Source organism: Celeribacter sp. SCSIO 80838 (assembly GCF_056498065.1).
In genome coordinates, this window is the sequence record NZ_JAZKMA010000001.1 from 2,769,268 (window position 1) to 2,785,799 (window position 16,532).

At 60.5% G+C, this 16,532-nt stretch carries 18 protein-coding genes; 8 read left to right on the forward strand and 10 right to left on the reverse strand.

What is annotated here, in order from left to right:
• Positions 1-3: 3 nt before the first annotated feature.
• Together V1475_RS13855 and V1475_RS13860 are read right to left on the reverse strand one after the other, a co-directional pair.
• Positions 4-1,233 (reverse strand): multidrug effflux MFS transporter, encoded by a 1,230-nt coding sequence (locus tag V1475_RS13855; RefSeq protein ID WP_479413219.1) that lies wholly within the window; start codon positions 1,231-1,233, stop codon positions 4-6.
• A gap of 210 nt (positions 1,234-1,443) precedes the next feature.
• Positions 1,444-2,085, reverse strand: coding sequence for a DsbA family oxidoreductase (locus V1475_RS13860; RefSeq protein WP_479413220.1), 642 nt, complete (start codon positions 2,083-2,085; stop codon positions 1,444-1,446).
• A gap of 307 nt (positions 2,086-2,392) precedes the next feature.
• Here V1475_RS13860 and V1475_RS13865 point away from each other — a divergent pair, with 307 nt between their 5' ends.
• Both V1475_RS13865 and V1475_RS13870 read left to right on the forward strand, forming a co-directional pair.
• Positions 2,393-2,641, forward strand: coding sequence for a hypothetical protein (locus tag V1475_RS13865; protein ID WP_434287241.1), 249 nt, complete (start codon positions 2,393-2,395; stop codon positions 2,639-2,641).
• A 151-nt stretch (positions 2,642-2,792) separates the two neighbouring features.
• Positions 2,793-3,428, forward strand: coding sequence for a helix-turn-helix domain-containing protein (locus tag V1475_RS13870; RefSeq protein ID WP_434287240.1), 636 nt, complete (start codon positions 2,793-2,795; stop codon positions 3,426-3,428).
• A gap of 12 nt (positions 3,429-3,440) precedes the next feature.
• Here V1475_RS13870 and V1475_RS13875 read toward each other — a convergent pair whose 3' ends face one another.
• From V1475_RS13875 to V1475_RS13885, 3 genes are all read right to left on the reverse strand, one after another.
• A complete protein-coding gene (locus V1475_RS13875; RefSeq protein WP_434287239.1) occupies positions 3,441-3,557 on the reverse strand; it encodes a putative periplasmic lipoprotein in 117 nt (38 codons plus the stop codon).
• A 48-nt stretch (positions 3,558-3,605) separates the two neighbouring features.
• Complete coding sequence (locus V1475_RS13880; RefSeq protein ID WP_479413221.1) at positions 3,606-5,432, reverse strand: extracellular solute-binding protein; 1,827 nt, start codon at positions 5,430-5,432, stop codon at positions 3,606-3,608.
• A 383-nt stretch (positions 5,433-5,815) separates the two neighbouring features.
• A complete protein-coding gene (locus V1475_RS13885) occupies positions 5,816-6,031 on the reverse strand; it encodes a hypothetical protein (RefSeq protein WP_066709885.1) in 216 nt (71 codons plus the stop codon).
• Between the two features lie 108 nt (positions 6,032-6,139).
• Here V1475_RS13885 and V1475_RS13890 point away from each other — a divergent pair, with 108 nt between their 5' ends.
• Together V1475_RS13890 and V1475_RS13895 are read left to right on the forward strand one after the other, a co-directional pair.
• The gene (locus tag V1475_RS13890) at positions 6,140-6,913 is read left to right on the forward strand and encodes a 3-hydroxybutyrate dehydrogenase (protein ID WP_479413222.1); all 774 of its coding nucleotides are present in this window, start codon (positions 6,140-6,142) and stop codon (positions 6,911-6,913) included.
• Positions 6,913-7,971: a patatin-like phospholipase family protein gene (locus V1475_RS13895; RefSeq protein WP_479413223.1), complete on the forward strand. Its 1,059-nt coding sequence runs from the start codon at positions 6,913-6,915 to the stop codon at positions 7,969-7,971. The genes V1475_RS13890 and V1475_RS13895 overlap by 1 nt, the downstream gene beginning before the upstream one ends.
• A gap of 37 nt (positions 7,972-8,008) precedes the next feature.
• On the opposite strand, the gene V1475_RS13900 is transcribed toward V1475_RS13895, so the two are convergent.
• From V1475_RS13900 to V1475_RS13910, 3 genes are all read right to left on the reverse strand, one after another.
• Positions 8,009-8,767, reverse strand: coding sequence for a DUF502 domain-containing protein (locus V1475_RS13900; RefSeq protein WP_479413224.1), 759 nt, complete (start codon positions 8,765-8,767; stop codon positions 8,009-8,011).
• A 168-nt stretch (positions 8,768-8,935) separates the two neighbouring features.
• Positions 8,936-9,844 carry a pseudouridine-5'-phosphate glycosidase gene (locus tag V1475_RS13905; RefSeq protein ID WP_479413225.1) on the reverse strand — a complete coding sequence of 303 codons (909 nt, stop codon included), beginning with the start codon at positions 9,842-9,844 and terminating at the stop codon, positions 8,936-8,938.
• The gene (locus V1475_RS13910; protein WP_479413226.1) at positions 9,841-10,734 is read right to left on the reverse strand and encodes a PfkB family carbohydrate kinase; all 894 of its coding nucleotides are present in this window, start codon (positions 10,732-10,734) and stop codon (positions 9,841-9,843) included. The genes V1475_RS13905 and V1475_RS13910 overlap by 4 nt, the downstream gene beginning before the upstream one ends.
• A gap of 251 nt (positions 10,735-10,985) precedes the next feature.
• Between V1475_RS13910 and rpsB the strand changes: the two genes are divergently transcribed.
• Positions 10,986-11,753: a 30S ribosomal protein S2 gene (gene rpsB / locus V1475_RS13915; RefSeq protein ID WP_434287230.1), complete on the forward strand. Its 768-nt coding sequence runs from the start codon at positions 10,986-10,988 to the stop codon at positions 11,751-11,753.
• A 105-nt stretch (positions 11,754-11,858) separates the two neighbouring features.
• Entirely contained in the window at positions 11,859-12,734 is an 876-nt protein-coding gene (tsf, locus tag V1475_RS13920; RefSeq protein WP_434287228.1) for a translation elongation factor Ts, read from the forward strand.
• A 412-nt stretch (positions 12,735-13,146) separates the two neighbouring features.
• Here the strand turns inward: tsf and V1475_RS13925 are convergent, their stop codons facing one another.
• Entirely contained in the window at positions 13,147-13,896 is a 750-nt protein-coding gene (locus V1475_RS13925) for a helix-turn-helix transcriptional regulator (protein ID WP_066709863.1), read from the reverse strand.
• A gap of 96 nt (positions 13,897-13,992) precedes the next feature.
• On the reverse strand, positions 13,993-14,427 hold the full coding sequence (locus tag V1475_RS13930; protein WP_479413227.1) for an Lrp/AsnC family transcriptional regulator: 435 nt from the start codon (positions 14,425-14,427) through the stop codon (positions 13,993-13,995).
• Between the two features lie 127 nt (positions 14,428-14,554).
• On the opposite strand from V1475_RS13930, the gene rocF reads away from it, so the two are divergent.
• Both rocF and V1475_RS13940 read left to right on the forward strand, forming a co-directional pair.
• Positions 14,555-15,481 (forward strand): arginase, encoded by a 927-nt coding sequence (gene rocF / locus V1475_RS13935; protein ID WP_479413985.1) that lies wholly within the window; start codon positions 14,555-14,557, stop codon positions 15,479-15,481.
• Positions 15,482-15,483: 2 nt separating this feature from the next.
• Positions 15,484-16,530 carry an ornithine cyclodeaminase gene (locus V1475_RS13940; protein WP_479413986.1) on the forward strand — a complete coding sequence of 349 codons (1,047 nt, stop codon included), beginning with the start codon at positions 15,484-15,486 and terminating at the stop codon, positions 16,528-16,530.
• The last annotated feature ends 2 nt before the right edge of the window (positions 16,531-16,532 follow it).

A 16,532-nucleotide genomic window follows, 5' to 3' on the forward strand; every position in this document is an offset into this window, starting at 1 on the left:
CGCTTATTCCCCGTGGTGCGAAGGAGCGCCATGGGGCGCTGTGGCGCTGTCTTCAAAGCGGAACAGGATCAGCGCCAGACCGGAGCAGATGATGCCCGCGATCATCACCGGAACCGGCGTGCCGTTGAAGGCGAGGCCCACAGGGGCTGCGATCAGCACGGAGCCCATGGTGAACACCGCACCGATCAACGAGTTGGCAAGCCCTGCGAGACGCCCCAGCGGCACCAGAGCCAATGCGTTGAGGTTGCCGAAGGTGAATGCGTTGATCGAGAACATCGCGACGGTCCAGAGGAAGAACACCACGAAACCGGGGGTGCCGGTGCCGATGCCCATGAGGTTGAAACCAAGTGCAACCACAGAGGCGGTGAGCGAGATCGTGTAGCCGAGACGGATCAGGAAATGCATGCCTTTCTCGCCCACGAGCTTGCCGTTCAGGATCGCGCCGCCGGCCGACAGGATCGCGGTTGCGCCGAAGAGATAGGGGAAGAGGTTTTCGAGATTGTAGGTCTCGCTGTAAATCTGCTGCACCGAGGAGAGGATGGCAAACATCTGACCGAAGCCGAGCATCAGGATCACGGTATAAATCCGGACGTTGTAATTGCCGAAGACCTCTTTGACGCCGGAGGACAGATCGGTCCAGTTCAGGCGGCGGTGATTTTCCGGCGCAAGGGTTTCGCCCTGACGCAGGCCGAGCCAGGTGGCACCCACGACGGCGACGAAGACGAAGGCGGCGAAAATGCCGTGCCAGCCGAAATCCGAAATGATCAGCGCGCCGATCGAGGGGGCGGCGGCGGGGACGATCATGAAGATGGTCATGACGAAAGAGGTGATCTTGGCCATCTCACGGCCCTCGTAGAGGTCACGCACCATGGCGACCCCGACGGTGCGCGGGAAGGCCCCGCCGACGCCCTGAATGGCGCGACCGACCAGCATCATCTCCATCGTGTTCGACAGTCCCGCGATCACCGCACCGACGATATAGAGGCCGAGACCGGCGAGGATCACAGGCTTGCGGCCGAAATGATCGGAGATCGGGCCGGAGACCAGCGTGCCGAAGCCCATGCCAAAGACGAAAGACGTCAGAACGAGTTGAGCGCGGTTGACGTCGTCGGGCGAAAGCTCGGCGGCGATCTGCGGCAGGCCCGGCAACATCGCGTCGATGGAAAAGGCGACGGTCGCAAAGAGCAGGGCCAGAAGGACCGTGAATTCGAGTTGCGGCAAACGGCGCGGCATGTGGTGTCTCTCTTATAGGGTGCGGTGCACTTTGGTGGAACGCTCACCGGAACACACCGCCAGATTGCGGATTTTCCAAGACACAAGTCGCGACCGCCGAGGCAGGGGTCGCGACTGTTGGTTTAGGAAACTTTCCGGGACCGTAATCCGGCTGCGACGTTTTGAACAGTCCGCGTGAAGCAGAGGCCTCTCTGCGCGAATGCACAGCTCTCAGAGAGGATCGTCCTGCGCCGCCAACTCGTCGATCACATCGAGCCAGAGATCGGTCGGCTGCGCGCCGGAAACCGCGTGCTGGTTGCCGACGATGAACAGCGGCACGGCATTGACGCCGCGATCTCGAGCGTGCCGATCACGGGTCTGGATTTCCTCGATGTCGGCGTCGGTCGCGAGGAGGCGCAAAGTGGCCCCCGCATCCATTCCGACCTGACCGGCGAGATCGGCCAAAACCTCCGGCGCGCCGATGTCGCGGCCTTCCTGAAAATAGGCGCGATAGAGGGCGGACACCATCGGCGTCTGACGCCCCTCGATCCCGGCCCAGTGAATGAGCCGGTGTGCATCCAGCGTGTTGGGCGTGGTGCGAATGGCGAGAAGGTCGGTCTTGGGCAGTTCCTTGATCAGAATCTCGACCACCGGAGCATAGGCTTTGCGCGCCCCCTCGGAGCCGCCGAATTTCGCATTGAGATAGTCGCGTCGCTCCATGCCGCCCTTCGGCATCGTCGGGTTCAATTGGAACGGATGCCACTGAATCGCAAAGCGGTGGTTCGGGCGGGCTTCGAGCGCGCGCTCGAGCCGAGCCTTGCCGATGTAGCACCAGGGGCAGATCGGATCGTGGAAAATGTCGAGCGGGATCATCGGGACCTCGTTTGGATGTTGAGGGCTTGTAGCGCGCTCGGAGCGGGGAGGGGAGTGAAAAAGGAAAATATTCCTGCCCTTCACGATTTCCAGAAAATCGGATGTTCTCCTTGCCCTATATCTTGTGTTTGGGGTGGGTTTGCAGGTTTGCAAACTCTGCATATTCTCGATTTGTACTGCTTATGTTCACATAAAATTATCCCTAAGCGGGGCGCAGATTGTGTCAGGGTGTAGCTCGTGACGACACGGGGGAATCGTGGTTAACTACCTGCAATCAAACGTTTTCAAGTTCATCAGGGTCACCATCATGGCGATGCAGAGCACTCCGCACTTCTCCACATTTCAGGGCCGCGCTCCGCGATCCGAACATGAGATCGACAGCTTTCGCCACCGCATGCGTATGCCCGCCGCCACGCTGGCCCTTGGCCTGATCGCGGCGATTGCCATCGCAGGCGGCGCGCTGGATCGGGTGATCTCCCATCAGGTCACCGGCGATCTCACCGACATCGAATTCCTCACCGGGACCCTTCCGGTCACCTCTTCCGAGATCGACTAAGACGACCGGCAACAAGACTCAGGGCAGGCAAAACCTCACGAGCAGTCCCCCCAACTGACCCTGCCCCAAGAGCCCCCGAAGATGCGAGAACAGCATCCGGGGGTTTTCTTTTGTCCTTTTCTTTGCGCAAGCGGACGCGCTACAAAGCGCCATGGAACCGGATGACGATCACACCCCAAGCCTGATCAAACTGGCCCGCGAAGGGGTCGAGGGCGCGCCAGACGAGGCGCGGCCTTTGGACTTGGGGCAACGCGTGCGCGATCTGCGCAAAGCGCGCGGCTGGACCTTGGAGCAGGCGGCGACGCAGGCGGGGCTGGCGCGCTCGACGCTTTCGAAAATCGAAAACGGTCAGATGTCGCCCACCTACGATGCGTTGAAAAAGCTCGCCGTGGGGTTGGAAATTTCCGTGCCGCAGCTTTTCACCCCGCCGCAAAAGGCACAGATCTCGGGCCGCATGGCGGTGACGAAATCGGGCGAGGGCACGGCGCATCCGACGGCGACCTATGAGCATGAGATGCTCGCGGGCGCGCTGACCAAGAAATCCATGCTGCCCTACCGCGCGACGATCCGGGCGCGCAGTTTCGAAGAGTTCGACGGCTGGGTGCGGCACGATGGCGAGGAATTTCTTTATGTGCTCACCGGCGTCATCAAGCTGATCACCGAGTTCTACGAACCTGTCGAAATGCGCCGCGGCGACAGCGCCTATTACGACGCGTCGATGGGTCATAACGTGATCTCGGTCAGCCCGGAGGATGCGACGATCCTCTGGGTGACGTCTTTAGACTGACCTCCGGTCGGATCAGAACCAGCTCTGAACCGTGCGGGACGCGCCGGTGATGTCTTCGCCGACACCTGCGACGGTGCCGCAGGAGGCCAAGGTGAGGGTGAAGAGGAGGGCGACTGCTGCTTTTTTCATGTTCATTCTTCCCATGCCTGAAGGGTTATATTTTCCGCGCCTGATGGGTCATTCTTCCCAATACCAGGTCATTTCCCGCCACATGATCCAATCGCCGTACAAAGGCAAGGGCTCAGGATAATGCAGCTCTTTCACATGTGCGTCGAAGCTCTCGTTCCAGGCGTAAAGCGGGATGACGTAGCGGCCTGCGGTCAACAGCCGATCGAGCGCACGGGTGGCGGCGAGGCTGTCTTCGCGGTCATTCGCGTCGAGCATTTTGGCGATCATCGCATCCACGACCGGGTCCTTGATCCCCGCGACGTTGCGGGAGCCGGGTTGATCGGCGGCGGCCTGTCCGAAATAGGCATATTGCTCGTTGCCGGGGCTGAGCGAGGTGCCGTAGCGCACCGGGGTCATGCCGAAATCGAAGGTTTCCATGCGCTGGATATATTGCGGTTTGTCGACGACGGAGATTTTCGGCTGGATGCCCAGTTGATTGAGCATTTGCGTGTAGGTGTCGATGATGGATTGGTTTTCATCGTCACCGACCATGAGCAGAATCTCGAAGGTGAAAAGCTGGCCGTCGGCATTTTTCATCTGGCCGTTCTGGATGGTCCATCCGGCCTCTTCCATCAGCGCGAGCGCACGGCGCATCGCGCCTCGGTCAATCTCACGGCCCGAGGTTTCGGGCAGGGTGTAACCCTCCATCACGCCGGGGAGCAGATCGTCCTGATAGGGTTCCAAAAGCTCTTTGACGCGACCTTCGGCAGGCCCCGGACGCATGCCCAGCGGCGAGTTGGAGAAGTAAGAGGTGATGCGGGTCTGCTGGTTCTCGGTCTGGGCCTCGTTGATATAGTTGAAGTTAAAGGCCTCGATCATCGCTTGCCGGACGCGCCAATCGGCGAATTGCGGCAGGCGGGTGTTCATTGCGAATCCGGTCATGCCGGTGGGGCGCTGGTGCGGGATCTCGGATTTGATCACATCGCCGCGGGTGACCGCAGGAAAGTCGTATTGATCCTGCCAGGTCTGCGCATTGAATTCGCGGTGCGCATTCAGCTCTCCGGCTTTGAAGGCCTCGATCACCAGCGAGGGATCGGCGAAAAACTCAAACCGGATGGTGTCGAAATTCGCCTGCCCCTGCATCACCGGCAGGTCCTTGCCCCAATAGTCCAGGTTGCGGGTCATCTCGATGAACATGCCGGGATTGGCGTCGGTCACCGTGTAGGGCGCGGAGGTCACCGGGATCTGGTCCATGCCGGATTTTGTGAACTCCTTGTCGTCCCAATAGGCCTTTTTCAGGATCGGACGGGTGGCCACCAAAAGCGCTAATTCGCGGTTTTCCGTGTTGAAGGTGAATTTCACGGATCTGTCGCCGTTCTGCTCGACGCTGTCGATCTGACTCCAGAGCAAGCCGTAGCGGTCGTGACCAACGGTGCCCAGCGTCTCAAAAGACCACATCACATCCTCGACCGTCACCGGCGTGCCGTCGGAAAACTTTGCCTCGGGCCGGAGCGTAAACTCGACCCAGGTGCGATCTTCATCCGTGTCGACCGTCTCACACAGCAGGCAATAGAGCGAGAAGGGTTCGGAATAGGCCTGAATCATCAGACTTTCGGCCATCATGTAGCGCAGCTGCCAAGGCACATTGCCTTTGTCGATAAAGGGATTGAGACTATCAAATGTGCCACCTTCGCCGGTGACGATCTTGCCGCCCTTGGGCGCGTCGGCGCGGACATAGGGCAGGGATGTGAAATCGGCGGGCAGCTCGGGCGCACCATACATGGCAAGACCATGGGTCGGCTCGGCATGGGCCATGGGGGTCAGGGCGCACAGCGCGAGCGCCGCAGTCGAAAGTCTCGCGGTATTTTTGACGCCCGAGAAATAGTTTTGTGCCATGGTGTAAACGCTGCCTCCGCCGGGGTCTTTTTGCGACCGATGTGCCGTTGTTCTTGCCGCAAACTTACGCGCAGCGGAAAGTGTTTTCAAACTTTTAGCTTGGAGAGCGGCACAGAACCGCGTATAAAGAGATCACTGCTCGATAGGTTTCTTGCCTGTATGAAACCTGCCTCAATAACTCAGCGCCCGCCTCGTGCGGGCGTTTTTTTTGGTTTTCAAACCGCCTTTTTTCCAAGCAGGCTTGAGTGAATCCGCCGTCGTCAATGGCAGGGAAAACCTGCCCGTCGGCGCATATAAGGAACAGGGTCGGGCGATTCTCAGAGAGCGGGGCGATTCTTTGTCTTGGGATCGGGAGATCTGGCCGCACTGTGCCGCAGATGCACTCACTTTTTCGCGTTTGTCGTGTCATGCCGAAAACTGAGCCAGCCGCCCAGAGCGATGACAAACGCCGCAGCGAGCCAGGGCAGAGGAGACCAGAGGTTCAGTCGGACACAGAGGTAAAAGGCACCGCCCGCAAGCAACAGGACCGCAACGATGTACAAAAGAAACAGAAGCCCCTGTACCTCCCCGACGATGACATCATAGAGAAAGCGGAACATGTTTCACCCTTGCCCTTACAACAACGGGAAAAACATATGCGTGACTTCACCCCAAGGGCAACCTAGGTTTTCCCCGACAGACATGAGGAAGTGTCAGAGGAGATTGAGATGTCATTGAAATCCAAAACCGCCGTGATCACCGGATCGAATTCGGGGATCGGGCTTGGGGTCGCACGCGAACTGGCAAAGGCAGGGGCCGATGTGGTGCTCAATTCCTTCACCGACCGCGACGAGGATCACGCGCTGGCCGAGTCCATCGGTAAGGAATTCGGCGTCAAGGCCCGTTATATCAAGGCGGATATGTCGAAGGGCGCAGACTGTCGCGCGCTGATCGAGCAGGCGGGCACCTGCGACATCCTCGTGAACAACGCAGGCATTCAGCACGTGGCGCCGATCGACGAATTCCCCATCGAGAAATGGGATGCGATCATCGCGATCAACATGAACTCGGCCTTTCACACCACCGCCGCCGCTTTGCCGTTGATGCGCAAGGCGGGCTGGGGCCGGGTGGTCAATATCGCCTCGGCGCATGGCTTGACCGCCTCGCCGTTCAAATCCGCCTATGTCAGCGCCAAACACGGTGTCGTCGGCATGACCAAGGTGGTGGCGCTGGAGACGGCGAAAGAGGCGATCACCGCCAATGCGATCTGTCCCGGTTACGTGCACACGCCTCTGGTCGACGCACAAATCCCCGATACGGCGAAGAAATACGGCATGACGGAACAGGAGGCGATCGAGAAGGTGATCCTTGAGCGTCAGCCTTCGAAACAATTCGCCACGGTCGAGCAGATCGGCGGCACGGCGGTGTTCCTCTGCTCGGACGCGGCGGCCCAGATCACCGGCACGACGATTTCCGTCGACGGGGGCTGGACCGCACTCTGATGGCGAAACGGAAGACGAAGAGCTCAATCAAACGGATCAACCTCGCGCTTCAGGGCGGCGGCGCGCATGGCGCCTTCACCTGGGGCGTGCTGGACCGGCTGTTGGAGCATGAGGAGATCGAGATTGCCGCGATCTCCGGCACCTCGGCGGGCGCGCTCAATGGCGCGGCGCTGAAATCCGGGCTGGTGCGCGATGGGCGCGAGGGGGCGAAACAGGCGCTCGACGGTCTCTGGGAACAGATGGGCGCGCTCTCCGACATGCGGCTCAACGCCTGGATGTCGCAATTCGGGCCAACGACCGAGATGGTCACCCGCATGATGCAAGTGAGCGTGCCCTTTGCCTTTCTCGATTCCATTGCAACCTTCACAAGCCCCTATGTTTACGGCGCTTTCTATGAAAACCCGTTGAGCGATGTGGTCGAGGATCTGGTCTGCCCCCATACCGGCTCGGAGGAAGGTCCGGCGTTGTTCATTTCGACGACCAATGTGCGGACCGGGAAAATCCGCGTGTTCTCTGGGGCCGAAGTGACCACCGATGTCATTCTGGCCTCAGCCTGCCTGCCGGAACTGTTTCAGGCGGTGGAGATCAAGGACCCGGTGACGGGCGTGACCGATCCCTATTGGGACGGCGGCTATACCGGCAACCCGGCGCTGTTCCCGCTGTTCGAGCCGGAATTTCCGCAAGACGTGGTGATCGTCAACATCAACCCGATGGAACGACCCGGCACGCCGAAGACGCCGGAGGAGATCCAGAACCGGATCAACGAGATTTCGTTCAATTCCTCGATGCTGCGCGAGTTGCGGTCAGTGCAATTCGTGCGCGAGCTGATCGCGGACAAACGTTTGCCTGCGGGGGCGATGAAGGATGTGCTGATCCATATGATCGCCGATGACGATCTGATGCAGGACCTTTCGGCACGCACCAAACTCGTGCCTTCGCCCTTACTGCTGTCCCGGATGAAAGAGGCGGGCAGGGCGGCCTGCGACCAGTTTCTCTCTGCGCATTTCGACGATCTGGGCACGCGGGCGAGCGTTGATCTGAAGGCAATGTTTTCATAAGACAAAGCCGCCCAATTGGGCGGCTTTGTCTGTCGTCTTACTCCGGTTGTGCGGCTGGCAACGTGTCGGGTTTCAGAGGCTGCGTCGGGTCCTTCGGGTTCGGGTAAACCAGCCCCGCCGAGATCACAAGTTTCGCCGCATCTTCCACCGTCATCTCGAGCTTGACCACATCATGCTCCGGGAAGAACAGCAGAAATCCCGAGGTCGGGTTGGGCGTCGTCGGCACGAAGACGGAGAGGTATTTCTCATCCTGCGGCGTGCGCCGGGCCACTTCGCCCTTGGCATTGGTCGAGACAAAGCCGATCGCCCAGATGCCCCGCCGCGGGTATTCGACGAGGCACGCCTGATCGAAGGAGGTTTCGGATTGCGAAAAGATCGTCTCGGCGATCTGTTTCACCCCATTGTAGATCGACCGCACGATGGGTGTGCGGTCGACGAGGCTTTCGGCCCAGCGGATGAGCGAGCGCCCGACGAGCCCCTTGGCGATCCAGCCGACGACCACGGTGAAGATCAGGAAAATGATCACGCCCGCGCCGCGCAGGTTGATATGGATCTGATCCGCCGGGTCGGTATAGCCGAGGAACCGGTTGATCAGAGCATCCGGGTGATAGCCGGAGGGAACGAAGGTCAGCACCCAGCCGTCGACCCAGCCGATCACGGTCCAGATCACATAGGCGGTCAGCCCGATGGGGGCGACCACCACGAGCCCGGTCAGGAAGGCCGCACGCAAATGTGCAAAAAGCCCCGGACGGCGCGGCTTTGGCGGGTGGGTTTCTTCTTCGAACGGGTTGGTCATGGGGGGTGCGAAACCTGTGCTTTCGGGCGACATGCCCTGTTTGCGCTGAACTTATGCGTGCACGGGTTAAGAGACAAGTAAGCGGCCCAAAGGTTTCGGGCCGCTTACAGGTTTATTTTTCAGATCGTCGGTTCCGTTGCCGTTCTGGCGTTTATTTGCACAGCGCTCTTATGCGCAGAGCGCTTTGGCGATCTCGGCCGCGAGCCGGGCGTTGTTGCGCACCAGCGCAATATTGGCGGTGAGAGACGCCCCCTCGGTCAGTTCGAAAATCCGCTGCAACAGGAAGGGCGTGACCTCCTTGGCGTGGATGCCTTTTTCTTCGGCCTCTTTCAGCGCGGTTTCGACGAAAGGCATGATCACCGCACGCGGAATCTCATCCGCCTCAGGGATCGGATTGGCGACAAGCTGTCCGCCTTTCACGCCCATGGCTGCGCGCATGTCCATGGCGCGGGCGATCTCGGTAGCCGTATCCATACGCAGTGGGGCCTGAAGCCCGGAGGCGCGCGACCAGAAGGCAGGAATTTCGTCCTGACCATAGGCGATGACCGGAACGCCATGGGTCTCCAGCACTTCGAGCGTCTTCGGGATGTCGAGAATGGCCTTCGGACCCGCCGCCACCACGGTCACTGCGGTTTCGCCCAGTTCCAGAAGATCGGCGGAGATGTCGAATGTCTCTTCCGCGCCGCGATGCACACCGCCGATGCCGCCGGTGGCGAACACCTTGATCCCGGCGAGCTCAGCCCCGATCATCGTCGCGGCGACGGTGGTCGCGCCCGTCGCACCGCGCGCGATACACACCGGCAGATCGGCGCGCGAGACTTTCATCACGCCGGTGGCCTGCCCAAGCGCGGTCAATTGCGTGTCGGTCAGGCCGATGTGCAGCACGCCATCGAGCACGGCAATGGTCGCAGGCGTAGCACCCGCCGCCCGGATGTCATCCTCGACCATGCGCGCGGTCTCGACATTCTGCGGGTAGGGCATGCCATGGGTGATGATCGTGGATTCGAGCGCCACCACGGGGCGGCCCTCCTCCAGAGCCTCGGCGACTTCGGGGGCGTACATCATGGGAAGGGTCATAGGGGGGTATCTCCGGAAACGTAAAGGGCAGCGGCCTCAAGCGCGGCGGTCAGCGCACCGGTCGCATCGACCCCGCGCATTTCCGCCGCGATATGCGCCGCCATGAAAGTGTCGCCCGCACCGGTCACGCGCGCGACCAGAACTTCGGGCGGGGTTTGGGTCAGGACATCGCCATCATGGGCAATCGAAGCGCCCTTGCCGCCATTGGTCACCAGGACCCGATGCGCACCACGGGCGAGCAATGCTTGGGCGGCCTCGGCGGAGCTCTCAAACACGGTCTGGGCCAAAAGCCCGGCCTCTTCGAGATTGACATAAAGCGTTGCGCGCGGGTGATCCAGAAGCGGCAAGAGCCGCTCCGCCTTGCCCGGCGAGGCGGGAGCGACCCGCAGATCCGCTTTGGCGAACAACGGCGAGGCGGCAATCTCGCGCAAGAGCTGCGTGGTCAGGTTGCCATCGAGCGCCACAGGCCCGGTATAGGGCGCGTTCACCGTGCCAAGCCGCCCGTCGGCCAGAGGCCGCAGGATCTTGTCGCCCGCGCGTTCCAGCGAATGCGCATCCGCGATCGCCGCAATCAGCCCGTTGGCCCCCTCGACCGCCATGTAACTGTCGGTCGGCAGATCCTCGGAAAGATAGACGTGCTCCGTGCCGATGCCGCGCACCTTCGCGGCCTCGATCAACTCCGTCCCCGCCGGGTCGCGCCCGATGGCGGTCAACAGATCGGGCTTCATTCCGAAGCGCGCCAGAGCCATGGCGATATTCATCGCCACACCGCCCGGCACACGCACAATGCGCCCCGGCACGTCCGATCCGACGCGCATCGAACGATCCGTTCGCCCGATCACGTCCCAGAGCACCGAGCCGATACAAAGAATGTCATGTGTTTTGTCCATGCTCCCACTTGCGCCGGATTTTGACCGAATGGCAAGAGACGGCATGTCGTCCGGGCGCCACCCCCTGTCTCCTTTGCTGACAAAATACTCAAAACCGGGGCAGGGGTTGCCAATGCCCGAATTCCCCTCTATATGCGCGAGCACTTCACAGGCGGAGGCGGGCCCTCGGGGGAGACATCCCTGAACGGTCCACCGGTTGGAGCAGATGCTTCGAAACCTCCGCCAAGGCGTTAAACCGGAAAGGAACGAACATGGCGCTTCCCGATTTCTCCATGCGTCAGCTCTTGGAAGCTGGCGTCCACTATGGTCACCAAACTCAGCGTTGGAACCCGCGTATGGCGGAGTTCATCTACGGTGAGCGTAACGGCATTCACATCTTCGACCTGACCCAGACCGTCCCGATGCTGGACCAGGCTCTGCAGGCCGTGCGTGACACCGCCGCCAAAGGTGGCCGCATTCTCTTCGTCGGCACCAAACGCCAGGCCGCTGGCCCGGTTGCCGAAGCCGCAGAGAAATGTGCGCAATACTACATGAACCACCGCTGGCTGGGCGGCACGCTCACCAACTGGAAAACCGTGTCCCAATCGATCCAGCGTCTGGCTGCCATCGACGAGACGCTCTCCTCGGGCGCCGAAGGCCTCACCAAGAAAGAGCGCCTGAACATGGAACGTGACCAGGCCAAACTGCAAGCGTCCCTCGGCGGCATCCGTGAAATGGGCGGTCTTCCGGACCTGCTCTTCATCATCGACGTGAAAAAAGAAGATCTCGCGATCCTCGAAGCCAAGAAACTGGGCATCCCGGTTGTGGCCGTTGTCGACTCCAACTGCTCGCCGGCCGGTGTGGATTACATCATCCCGGGCAACGACGACGCCGCTCGCGCCATCGCGCTCTACACCGACCTCGTGGCTCGCGCTGCGCTTGACGGCATGACCGCTCAGATGGACGCCGCCGGTGTCGACATGGGCGCTTTCGAAGAGCTGCCGGTTGAAGAAGCCGTGGCCGAGGCCGTCGAAGAGTAATCTTCGCCTCCGGGCCGGTTTGTCGGTCCGGTCGTTACAAAATTGATACGGGGGCAGGGTAATCCCGCCCCCGCAAGCATATCCCAGAATTCGAGGAGAGCCGACATGGCAATCACTGCTGCTCAGGTCAAAGAACTGCGCGAATCCACCGGCGCAGGCATGATGGACGCGAAAAAAGCGCTGGTCGAAACCGATGGCGACATGGAAGCCGCCGTTGACTGGCTGCGCACCAAAGGTCTGGCGAAAGCCGCGAAGAAATCCGGTCGTACCGCAGCCGAGGGCCTCGTGGCCGTCGCCGTGAACGGCGGTGTGGGCGTCGCCGTCGAGGTGAACTCCGAGACCGACTTCGTTGCGAAAAACGCTGAATTCCAAACCATGGTGAAAGACATCGCCACCGCCGCTCTGGGCGTTGCGAATGTCGAAGAGCTGGTCTCCGCCGACGTGAACGGCAAGCCGGTCTCCGAACTGATCACCGACAAGATCGCCAAAATCGGCGAGAACATGGGTCTGCGCCGCATGGCCAAGCTCGAAGCCGAAACCGTTGTGACCTATGTGCACAACGCGGCGGCTGACGGCATGGGCAAAATCGGTGTGCTCGTCGGTCTCAAAGGCGGCAACGAAGCCTTTGGCAAACAGGTTGCGATGCACATTGCCGCCGCCAACCCGCAGGGCCTCGGCGAAGCCGATCTCGACCCGGCTGTGGTGGAAAAAGAGCGTCAGATCCAGATCGAGATCGCTCGTGAGTCCGGCAAACCGGAAGCCATCATCGAGAACATGATCAAGGGCCGTATGGCGAAATTCATCGCCGAGTCGACCCTCCTTGGTCAGGCCTTCGTGGTGAACCCGGACCTCACCGTCGAGAAAGCCGCGAAAGAGGCTGGTGCCGAGATCACCGGTTTCGTGCGTCTCGAAGTTGGCGAAGGCATCGAGAAAGCCGAAGAAGATTTTGCCGCTGAAGTCGCGAAAGTGATGCAGGGCTGATCCGTCCTCTTCGGACGAGCGTTTCGGGCCGTCTCCTTCGGGAGGCGGCCTTTTTCATGGCTCATGGTGACATGCGGCGGTTCGGCTGACGCGTCGATGGCGAGGCAGAAGAGTCGAGGCAAAAGAAAAGGGTGGCTCAAAAAGAGCCACCCTATGCGGGACAAAAACCTTGGATGAGGGACCCCGCAAAACTCACACAAACAAAAAGGACCGCACGGTTGAGTATAAACCCGCGGCCCTTCATAGAAGCATCGGTAAGCCGAATGACCCTGGCGATCCCGTACCCCCCGTCCCAAAGGCCAAGCCTCGAAAGCCGGAACAATCTCATTTTGTTCCTCTCTCAACCAGAACAAAAGTACGCAATTCCATACCTTTTGGTTGATTATATCCGTGGACGGCCTGGCGGCGGGGGTCAGAAGGTAAAAATTTGGTTGTGTAATGAAGCCTTTAGCACCGCCTGTGCCGTGGTTTCCACCCCCAGAGCCTCACGGGCGAGTCGCAGGTGTTTCTCCACCGTAGCCTTGTTCAGGCCCAGAATCTGGGCCGTATCGGCGACTGTTTTGCCATCGCTGATCCATTCCAGCACCTCGCGCTGGCGCTTGGTCAGCATGCGTTTCGGCAGCGGCATGCTGATCAGCTTCAGATGTGCAATGCCGCACAGGATCTCAATGTCCTCGCCATGCACCCCCCAGATTTCATCTGCTTCGGCCTGTGTGCCGTTGAACGGCTCCAACGACATGCCAATCGCACCCTTGGCCCGTTTGAGCGAATGCGGGAAGGCGATGGTATAGCCAGCGGTGACGCCGGAGGCCTGATTGAAGGCCACCACCTCACGCTCTTTCTCGGTAAAGCTGGCATGGTTCGCGCCGATCCAGTCCCAGGAACAACACCCTGAATTCTCCACCGCCCAACGGACCATCGGGCCGTGGCGATACCGGCCCTCAAGGAAATAGCCCTTCATGTAGTCCGGGCCGAAATTCGTCAGGAAGAGGTGGTCGTTGTCGTCACCGAACCCGGAATCGGTATGAAACCGCGTGAAACCGTAGAGCACATGATGAAAGCCGACCGTTTTCAGTCGTCTCAGCAAGGGGTCCCAGACCTCCTGGACCGTGGTCGCGTAGAGGATCTTCTGGACCTGATTGTGAATGCTCGTGTCCCCCATGAGGCGAAATTAGGTAGAAATCTCAAACCGTGCAAGACATCCCCCGAGGTCAACTCTATGCGCTGTTTCCGCACATTGAAGCACCATTCCTGTGCGTCACCCCACGACATGGGCCAGCAAAAGGCAGCTTTCCGAATTCACCACACCGGGAATTTCACGGATTTCACGCAGAATTCGGTCGAAATTCACCAGACTGTCGGTCCGAATATCGACGACAAGATCCCAGGCGCCATTGGTGGCGAAGACCGTGGAGACACCGGGAATGCGGGTCAGGGTACGGATCACCTGACGTGACATCTTGCCCTGAAGCGCAACAAGGGTAATTGCCCGCACCTCGCCCTCGACATCCACATCGGTCTCGATGGTGAACCGTCGGATGTGGCCGTTCGCCACCAGAGCATCGAGCCGCGTGCGCGCGGTGCTGCGTGACAGGCCCGTGTCCTGCGCCAGTTCGGTGATCGACAGTCTGGCATTGCGCCGCAGAGCGCTCAGGATCGCACGGTCGCTGTCTGTCAGGGCAGGGTTGTTCATTTTGATTTCTCAATTGACCATTTTGATAAAAACTAAATCCAAAATGGTCAAATTATAAGTCACAATTTTCGCCGAACCGGCGCATACTACGGAAAACGCACATCCTCACAAAGGTCTTCCGCAGATGATGAAATCCACCGTCCTCTTCGGCGTTCCGGTTGAAACCGGCGCCTCGCAACGCGGCTGCCTGATGGGCCCCGCCAGCCTGCGAACCGCCGGGCTTCCCGAGACGCTCAAGGCACTTGGCTGGTCGGTCGAAGATCGCGGCGACATCCAGATCGCAGCGCAGGAGATCGCGCCCCATGCCAACCCTGCGGTGCACAACCTCTCTGAGACGCGCGCCTGGATCGAGGCGCTTGAGCCCGCCGCCTATGCCGCCGCGCGCGACAGCGATCTGCCGATCTTCATGGGCGGCGATCATTCCATGTCCGCCGGAACCGTGCCGGGCGTGGCGCGCCGCGCGGCTGAGGAGGGCCGCCCGCTGTTTGTGCTCTGGCTCGATGCCCACCCGGATTTGCACACGCTCGATACGACTGAGAGCGGCAATTTGCACGGCACACCGGTGGCCTATTTCACCGGGCAAGCGGGCTGCGAATCCTATCCGAGGCTGACCCATGCGGTGGCGCCCGAGCATATGTGTTTCATCGGCATTCGCTCCGTCGATCCGGCGGAACATGAGCGCATTCAAAGGTTTGAGATGGATGTGCAGGATATGCGCGCGATTGACGAGACCGGGGTTCTGGTGCCGCTTCGCGCGTTTCTCGACCGTGTCCGGGCCGCGAATGGCCGTTTGCATGTGAGCTTTGACGTCGATTTTCTCGACCCGGGGATCGCGCCTGCCGTGGGCACCACAGTGCCGGGCGGCGCGACCTTTCGCGAGGCGCATCTGATCATGGAAACGCTGTGCGACAGCGGCCTCGTGGGCTCGCTCGATCTGGTGGAGTTGAACCCCTTTCTCGATGAGCGCGGGCGCACGGCGAAACTGCTCTGCGATTTGACGGCCAGCCTGTTCGGTCGCCGCGTTCTCGACCGTATGACCCGGAGTTTTGGATGAATATGCTCGCCCCCTCTGAACTCGCCTATGTGCCTTTCGTCTCCGTCGCCAACATGATGCGCCTCGTGCATCACATTGGAATTGAAAGATTTCTCACCGATCTCGCGACCTATATCGAAGAGGATTTCAAACGCTGGCCCGAGTTCGACAAAACCCCGCGCGTGGCGTCCCATGTGCCAGGAGGCGTAATCGAACTGATGCCGACGGCGGATGATCGGCTTTACGGATTCAAATATGTCAACGGCCATCCGAAAAACACCAAAACCGGCCATCAGACCGTGACGGCCTTCGGCGTTTTGTCTGAGGTTTCAACGGGCTATCCGGTATTGCTCACGGAAATGACGGTTTTGACAGCGCTGCGCACGGCGGCCACATCGGCGCTTGTCGGCAGATATCTCGCGCCAAAGGGGGCCGAGGTCATGGCGATGATCGGCAACGGGGCGCAATGCGAGTTTCAGGCCATGGCCTTCCGCGCCATATGTGGCATCAACCGGCTGCGCCTCTACGACATCGACCCGGCGGCCACGGCCAAGGCAAAACGCAACCTCGAATCGCAAGGCTTTGAAATTACATGCTGTTCCAGCGCACAGGAGGCAGTGATCGGCGCAGAGGTGATCACCACCTGTACCGCTGACAAACAATATGCCACGATCCTGACCGACAACATGGTCGGGCGCGGCCAGCATATCAACGCCATCGGCGGCGACTGTCCGGGGAAGACGGAGTTGCACCCGGATATTCTCCGGCGCGCCGAGATTTTCGTGGAATACCCGGAGCAAACCCGGATCGAGGGGGAGATCCAGCAGCTTGGCCCCGATCACCCGGTGACCGAGCTCTGGCAGGTGATGCGCGGCGAAGTGACAGGGCGGCGCGACGCGGCGCAGCTCACGCTGTTCGACAGCGTGGGCTTTGCGACGGAGGATTTCTCGGCGCTGCGTTACGTGAGACACCTCGTGCAAGACACGGATTTTGCGGAAAATCTCGACATGCTCGCCGACCCGGACGATCCCCGCGACCTGTTCGGGATGCTCGCGCGATCGGCGGGCTGAAT